The organism is Acinetobacter sp. YH12070 (genome assembly GCF_013419625.1).
Lineage (GTDB): Bacteria > Pseudomonadota > Gammaproteobacteria > Pseudomonadales > Moraxellaceae > Acinetobacter > Acinetobacter amyesii.
The window spans coordinates 1-6,306 of the sequence record NZ_VOZT01000094.1; the positions used below are offsets into that span (position 1 = coordinate 1).

Sequence of the window (6,306 nt, forward strand, 5' to 3'; positions counted from 1 at the left end):
GGATAGTCTTTTTCAGATTCAATCAATAATTGAACCGATCTTTCTCTGATTTCAGGGGTATATTTTAATTTGGTCATCGGAACATTCTCTCAGAATACTGAGTCTCCGACAAACCCGGTACGGTTCAGTATGGGAGATTTTAATTTTTAAATATTTGTGCAACAAAGCCGTTTTAAAGGAAATAACAAAAGACTATATTTTCAGCATAAGCAATGTGAGTGAATTCATATTCATTCACCACAATTGTTACATTTTAAATCAAAAAGTAAGTTCAACATCGAACTTTATTTTATGCAGATTAGCCACTATATTAAAAATTCATAGAATAATTGATACAACGTGAAAATTTGAAATTAACCTTTTGAACAGAAGACGGTGCCCATAATGGAAACTAAGCATTTTATTCTCAAATTGGTTGCTAGCTGTATTTGTCTAGCTTCAACATACACAACTGCATCTCCTGTACCTTCCAGAATAAATGAAGGTCAAATCGCCAATATAACAGCCCTTACACCCGGTACAATACTATCTATACAAGCTCAAACACCTGATCTTTTTAGTAATGCAGCAGAACGATATATCATCAGTTATCGAAGCCGAGGTGTTCATTCAGAACCGATTGTTGCTTCTGGATATGTCCTATTACCTAAGGGTAAAGCCCCTAAGGGCGGCTGGCCAGTTTTGGCTTGGGCACATGGTACAACTGGTGTAGCTGATACCTGCGCCCCTTCGGGTGATTATGCAGATGGACCCGTTCACATATACCAACAAATTGCAGCCAAAGCTTTAAACGCTTGGCTTGCTCGTGGCTATGCAGTCGTTGCGCCGGATTATCAAGGTTTAGGTACACCAGGCGGCCACCCCTATATGAATGCTCAAAGTCAGTTACACACTGTCGTTGATGCAGTCCGTGCGATGCATCAATTAAAATCAGTAAAATTGAGTAAAAACTGGTATGTCATGGGCCACAGTCAAGGCGGCGCTGCTTCCCTAACCGTAGCAGCGTTTGGACAAAAGAATGCCCCAGAACTCAATTTACGCGGCGCAATTGCATTGGCACCCGGCGGTTACCAATATGAAAGGATTGCTGAATATGTCGCAAATCAGTCTAATATTGATCCGAGCGTTGCAGCATTTTTACCTATAGTCCTGTTAGGTGCTGAAGCTGCAGAGCCTACACTTTCAGCAAAAGATTTTGTCAGCCCAGAAATGCAGAAAATCCTCAATCAAGCTCGCAATCGCTGCTTATCAGAACTACAAAATGAACTAAAAGTATCGCCAAAAACTGTTTTTAAACCCAATGTAGATTTAACGCCATTGACCCGTTATTTAAAAAAACAGTCGATCGAATTTATGACACCTCAGGTACCTTTACTGTTAGTACAAGGTGATCAAGATCAATTGGTAGATTATCGGGGTGTCCATGCTTATTACCAAAAAGTCTGCAAGGAAAATAAACCCATAGCCTTTCACCCAATTAAAAATGGTGACCATCGTGATTCACTCAAACAAAGCGAATATTTAATCGACAACTTTATTCACTCAATTGAGAATAAGACGTATTTAAATACCTGCCCAATAAACTAATACTTAAAATTTTATATCAATATTTTTGATAGAAAATTCATTATGTAATTTTATTTATTAAGTTTTTTATTCAAACCTAAAGATGTTGGCTGTCAGCCTAGATCAATTTGGATTAATAAAATAAAAATACACAACTAAACAAATCAAAGAAATAGTTGAAATTAAAAGATAAGTGCCCGTTGTATTAAAGCTTTTTAGAAATTTAAATAAGTCCATCATGTCTCCCCCCATGAAAAAACAGATAAATTATACTAAATAATATCTGGGGGATTAAATAGCTGTTGGTCGAATAGCTAAATCGATATGATCAAGTGATCATTAAAAATATATATCTCCTTTAAATCTAGATTAATCTATAGTTTGAGTCTATCAAATACAAAAATACAGCTCCCAACTCAATGAGAGCTGTATTTTTAATACTAAAAATTGATCGAAATTAAACGGCAAGTACTTTCACAATAATGGTTTGCATGTCTTCATTTTCTTCAGCCAAATAAACACGCTTTAACTCTTTACTTTTCACTTTGAATTGATGATTTTGATACTGAATTACAGCCGGAATTTGATCAAAATACAGGCTATCTGCGTCTAATTCTTCTTGAAAAAGTGGCGTGCCCAATTGATAGTCTAGGCTTTTTAATACTACATATTTAACAGTCGTTTTCATTGAAATAAACCTACTTTTGTTACGCTCTTTATTTTAAGTTTTAACATCGTTTCCCTTCCGAAGAAACCTTTATTTCATATTTTCGTACAGCTTCTAAACAATCACGCTATTTTCGTGAATTCCACAACACACACAGTACCAACTTAGACTTTTAGTGAAATTACAGGCGAGCGAAATCAATGCTAAAATTTTAAGAATACTAATGATCATTCACCATTCTACTTTGGGGTAAGCACATGCTTAAACTGTGTTGCGATGCTTTAGAACAAAAATCCATGACTATCGCGTTTATCGAGAGTGCGAGCTCTGGTTATTTATGTAGCCAATTTTCAATTTATAAGAATAGTGGTGCAGATATCTTGTTAGGTGGTCTTGTCAGCTATGATCCATCGATCAAGCGTGAAATTTTAAAAGTAGATCCTCTACTAATAGAAAAATTTACGGCCGAATCCGCAGAAGTGACTCAAGCGATGGCTGAGCAAGGACAACAACTATTTTTTCATGCGGACTTCGTGGTGGCCTGCACCGGATTACTCAAACCCGGTGGCAGTGCAACCGTAGAAAAACCCGAAGGAACATTTTATATTTCAATCTTACATGATGGTCGTATCTATAATTATCATTATTTTATTTTGGGTACGGCTTTAGAACGCCTAGATCAGTTAACTGAAAATGTTGCTCACAGTGTATTAGACATCTTAAATGCAGAATAAAACATACATAATCTTCATATTTAAATATCATTTTGCATCGCATACTGTATTGAGGAATTTACTCAACAGGACAAGAAAATGCAGCTACGTCATTTCAATGCATTCGCAATTAGCACCCTACTGTCCTGCTCTGCTTTCGCGACGGTAGGCGGCCCTCAAAACATTGAGGTTTTAGGTTTTGATAAAAAAGACCAAAAAATCTATTTAATGCGTCATTTTGAAGATGGTCGTGGTCGTTTACCACAATTATATTATTATCAATTAAATAGCCAAAAACCGACGCAATTAATTACAGTGAAGTCTTTGTATATTAATCCAAAGACAAAACGGATTGATTACGATCAAGACAGCACCCAGTTTGATAAAGAAATCGCGAAAATAAAAAAACGTTTAGTCAAATTAACACCAGTAAATAACAATAATGCTCGAATACAGTTATTAACAACCATGAATGGCACTGCTAAATCATGGTATGACCCCACTGAAACCATTGATAAATGGACCTATCAATATCGTGTTAAAAATTCGCAGTATAAAAGCGCTGTACAAAAGGCTGAGACCTATAAAGAAGGTTTAAAAATCTCTAAAACTTATCGTGTAGTGCAAAAGCCTTTTTATTTAGTAACTGTTAAATATCTAGGGATTCCATTTGAAACAGGATATAGCGTTGAAGATCCAGTTTTATTAACCAAATAGATTGTTAAATTAAATAACAAATAATAAAAAAGCCTCTTTTGAGGCTTTTTTATTACACTTAAAATTATGCTGCAGAACGCTCTGCAATTGGCACAACTTTACGTAATTCCGGACCTGTATAGTCCGCACTTGGGCGAATAATACGATTGTCCGCACGCTGCTCCATTACATGTGCAGCCCAGCCTGTTACACGTGACATTACAAAAATTGGCGTAAACAATTTCGTTGCAATATCCATGAAGTGATAAGCCGATGCATGGAAGAAATCTGCATTACAGAACAGTTTCTTCTCACGCCACATCACTTCTTCACAGCGTACTGATACTGGATAAAGTACCGTATCGCCAACGTCTTTCGCTAGGCGTTCAGACCAGATTTTGATGATGCCGTTACGTGGGTCATTGTCTTTATAAATCGCATGACCAAAGCCCATGATCTTTTCTTTACGCTCAAGTTTGCCGAGCATTTCACGTTCAGCTTCTTCTGGAGACGTCCAGTTTTCAATCATTTCCATCGCAGCTTCGTTCGCACCGCCATGTAATGGGCCACGTAGTGAACCAATTGCACCTGTGATGCATGAATGCATATCTGACAATGTTGATGCACATACACGCGCTGTGAATGTAGATGCGTTAAACTCATGCTCTGCATACAAAATCAGTGATACGTTCATCACTTGCTCGTGCAATTCATTTGGTTTTTCGCCACGCAGTAAATGTAGGAATTGAGCGCCGATTGAATCATCATCGGTGTTTTCTTCTACACGTACACCATCATGGCTGAAACGGTACCAGTAGCAAATGATCGCAGGTAGCGTTGCCAAAATACGGTCTGCAACATCTTGTTGTTGTTCAAACGATTGTTCAGTTTCAAGGTTGCCTAACATTGAAACGCCTGTACGCATCACATCCATTGGATGTGAGTCCGCAGGAATACGTTCTAATACTTCTTTCAACGCTTGTGGCAATTGACGCAATGATTTGAGTTTAGCTTTGTATGCTGCTAATTGTTCTGTTGTTGGCAATTCACCAAAGAAAATCAGGTACGCAACTTCTTCAAACTGACAGTTTTCTGCCAAGTCTTGAACGTCATAACCACGATAGGTTAAGCCCGCACCGCTTTTGCCTACAGTTGAAAGTGCAGTTTTACCCGCTACTTGTCCGCGCAGTCCTGCGCCCGTGAGTACTTTTCCTTCAGCCATTTTTTATTTTCCTTCAGTGAACAATTTATCTAAGGTATTTTCAAAAGTGTGATAATCGAGGAATTGATAGAGTTCTTTTCGTTGTTGCATTTTATCCAGTACATTGACTTGTGTACCGTCATTGCGGATTGCATGCATCACTTCGAGTGCCGCTTTTTGCATTGCACGTGTCGGAGACAATGGATAAAGCACCATTGAAATGCCTTGCTCGCCTAATTCTTCTTTGGTGTAGTAAGGGGTATCACCAAACTCTGTAATGTTTGCCAGTACAGGTACACCCACAGCATCGCAGACTGTTTTGTACATGGTGATGTCTGTCATTGCTTCAGCAAAGATCGCATCTGCTCCTGCTTCTACACATGCACATGCGCGGTCGATCACTGCCTGCAAACCTTCTTTTTGTAATGCATCTGTACGCGCCATCACTACAAAGTTTGAATCGGTTTTTGCATCAACAGCCGCTTTAATACGGTCAACCATTTCTTGTTGTGACACGATTTCTTTGTTCGGACGGTGACCACAACGCTTTTGTGCGACTTGGTCTTCAATATGAACCGCTGCTGCACCTGCTGCAATCATTTGCTTCACACTGCGGGCAATATTAAATGCACCGCCCCAACCTGTATCGATATCGACAAGTAATGGCGTATCTACACGTTCAGTAATACGACGAACATCTTCCAAAACATTGTCTAAACTGGTCATGCCTAAGTCAGGTAAACCATAAGAATAGTTCGCAACACCTGCACCAGATAAATATATGGCTTTATAGCCAACTTCTTTTGCCATCATTGCTGCATAGGCATTTACTGTGCCAATGATTTGTAATGGTTTTTCTACTTCCAATGCTTGTCTAAATCTTAAGCCTGCAGACGTTTGTTGTGTCATATTCCTTTCCACGGCATTTACTTTAATTTTCGAAGTTTGAGTATATCCATATTTTTTTCCAACTCTATGGCTTTGTAGAATATTAACTCTAAAACTTTAGTCAAATATTTCACTTGTCACCTATCTGTTGTTATTCTTTAGTCAAAGATCTCTGATTTATAAGCAAAGCAGAAAAGTACTAATTTTTTTGCTATAATTATCGTCAAATCAGCTCTTTTTTTGTTAAAAATTATCACTTTATGCAAGATTTAATACACATTGAACCTCTAACGCATGACCAGCCACAAACGCGGCGCGGACATGAACGATGTGTTGCGCTTTTAGAAAGTGCTACGGAGCTTTTTTTAAAACGTGGTTTTGATGCAGTTTCATTAGATGACATCGTGAATCATGCAGGTGGTTCAAAAGCATCGATCTATAAATATTTTCTCTGTACACGACAAATTTCACAGAACCCTTATCCTATCAGGATTCTGCTTTCTTAAAATTGCCAAAATTTCCTTAAACTCTTCTTTTTTCCCAAAACCAATTAAACGCTGAATCGCCATTTGAAC

Annotated in this window: 6 protein-coding genes and 1 pseudogene; 4 read left to right on the top strand and 3 right to left on the bottom strand. The window is 38.0% G+C overall.

Annotated elements, in window-relative coordinates; translation table 11 throughout:
• Positions 1–381 precede the first annotated feature (381 nt).
• On the top strand, positions 382–1,587 hold the full coding sequence (locus tag FTU17_RS16425; protein WP_180136041.1) for an alpha/beta fold hydrolase: 1,206 nt from the start codon (positions 382–384) through the stop codon (positions 1,585–1,587).
• A 436-nt stretch (positions 1,588–2,023) separates the two neighbouring features.
• Here FTU17_RS16425 and FTU17_RS16430 read toward each other — a convergent pair whose 3' ends face one another.
• Positions 2,024–2,254 carry a hypothetical protein gene (locus tag FTU17_RS16430; RefSeq protein WP_078190858.1) on the bottom strand — a complete coding sequence of 77 codons (231 nt, stop codon included), beginning with the start codon at positions 2,252–2,254 and terminating at the stop codon, positions 2,024–2,026.
• Positions 2,255–2,490: 236 nt separating this feature from the next.
• Between FTU17_RS16430 and FTU17_RS16435 the strand changes: the two genes are divergently transcribed.
• Both FTU17_RS16435 and FTU17_RS16440 read left to right on the top strand, forming a co-directional pair.
• The gene (locus FTU17_RS16435) at positions 2,491–2,967 is read left to right on the top strand and encodes a CinA family protein (protein ID WP_180041411.1); all 477 of its coding nucleotides are present in this window, start codon (positions 2,491–2,493) and stop codon (positions 2,965–2,967) included.
• A 78-nt stretch (positions 2,968–3,045) separates the two neighbouring features.
• The gene (locus FTU17_RS16440) at positions 3,046–3,663 is read left to right on the top strand and encodes an aminotransferase (RefSeq protein WP_180041410.1); all 618 of its coding nucleotides are present in this window, start codon (positions 3,046–3,048) and stop codon (positions 3,661–3,663) included.
• A 64-nt stretch (positions 3,664–3,727) separates the two neighbouring features.
• Here the strand turns inward: FTU17_RS16440 and prpC are convergent, their stop codons facing one another.
• Together prpC and prpB are read right to left on the bottom strand one after the other, a co-directional pair.
• Positions 3,728–4,864 (bottom strand): 2-methylcitrate synthase, encoded by a 1,137-nt coding sequence (prpC, locus tag FTU17_RS16445; protein ID WP_180007804.1) that lies wholly within the window; start codon positions 4,862–4,864, stop codon positions 3,728–3,730.
• 3 nt (positions 4,865–4,867) lie between these two features.
• On the bottom strand, positions 4,868–5,752 hold the full coding sequence (gene prpB, locus FTU17_RS16450) for a methylisocitrate lyase (RefSeq protein ID WP_180114228.1): 885 nt from the start codon (positions 5,750–5,752) through the stop codon (positions 4,868–4,870).
• 239 nt (positions 5,753–5,991) lie between these two features.
• Between prpB and FTU17_RS16455 the strand changes: the two are divergent.
• A pseudogene (locus FTU17_RS16455) lies at positions 5,992–6,180 on the top strand (helix-turn-helix domain-containing protein); the annotation flags it as partial.
• Positions 6,181–6,306 lie beyond the last annotated feature (126 nt).

Bases quoted from the DNA above. Each gene is read 5' to 3' on its own strand.
- FTU17_RS16430 (WP_078190858.1), bottom strand. From the start codon at position 2,254: ATGAAAACGACTGTTAAATATGTAGTATTAAAAAGCCTAGACTATCAA.
- FTU17_RS16435 (WP_180041411.1), top strand. From the start codon at position 2,491: ATGCTTAAACTGTGTTGCGATGCTTTAGAACAAAAATCCATGACTATC.
- FTU17_RS16440 (WP_180041410.1), top strand. From the start codon at position 3,046: ATGCAGCTACGTCATTTCAATGCATTCGCAATTAGCACCCTACTGTCC.
- prpC (WP_180007804.1), bottom strand. From the start codon at position 4,864: ATGGCTGAAGGAAAAGTACTCACGGGCGCAGGACTGCGCGGACAAGTA.
- prpB (WP_180114228.1), bottom strand. From the start codon at position 5,752: ATGACACAACAAACGTCTGCAGGCTTAAGATTTAGACAAGCATTGGAA.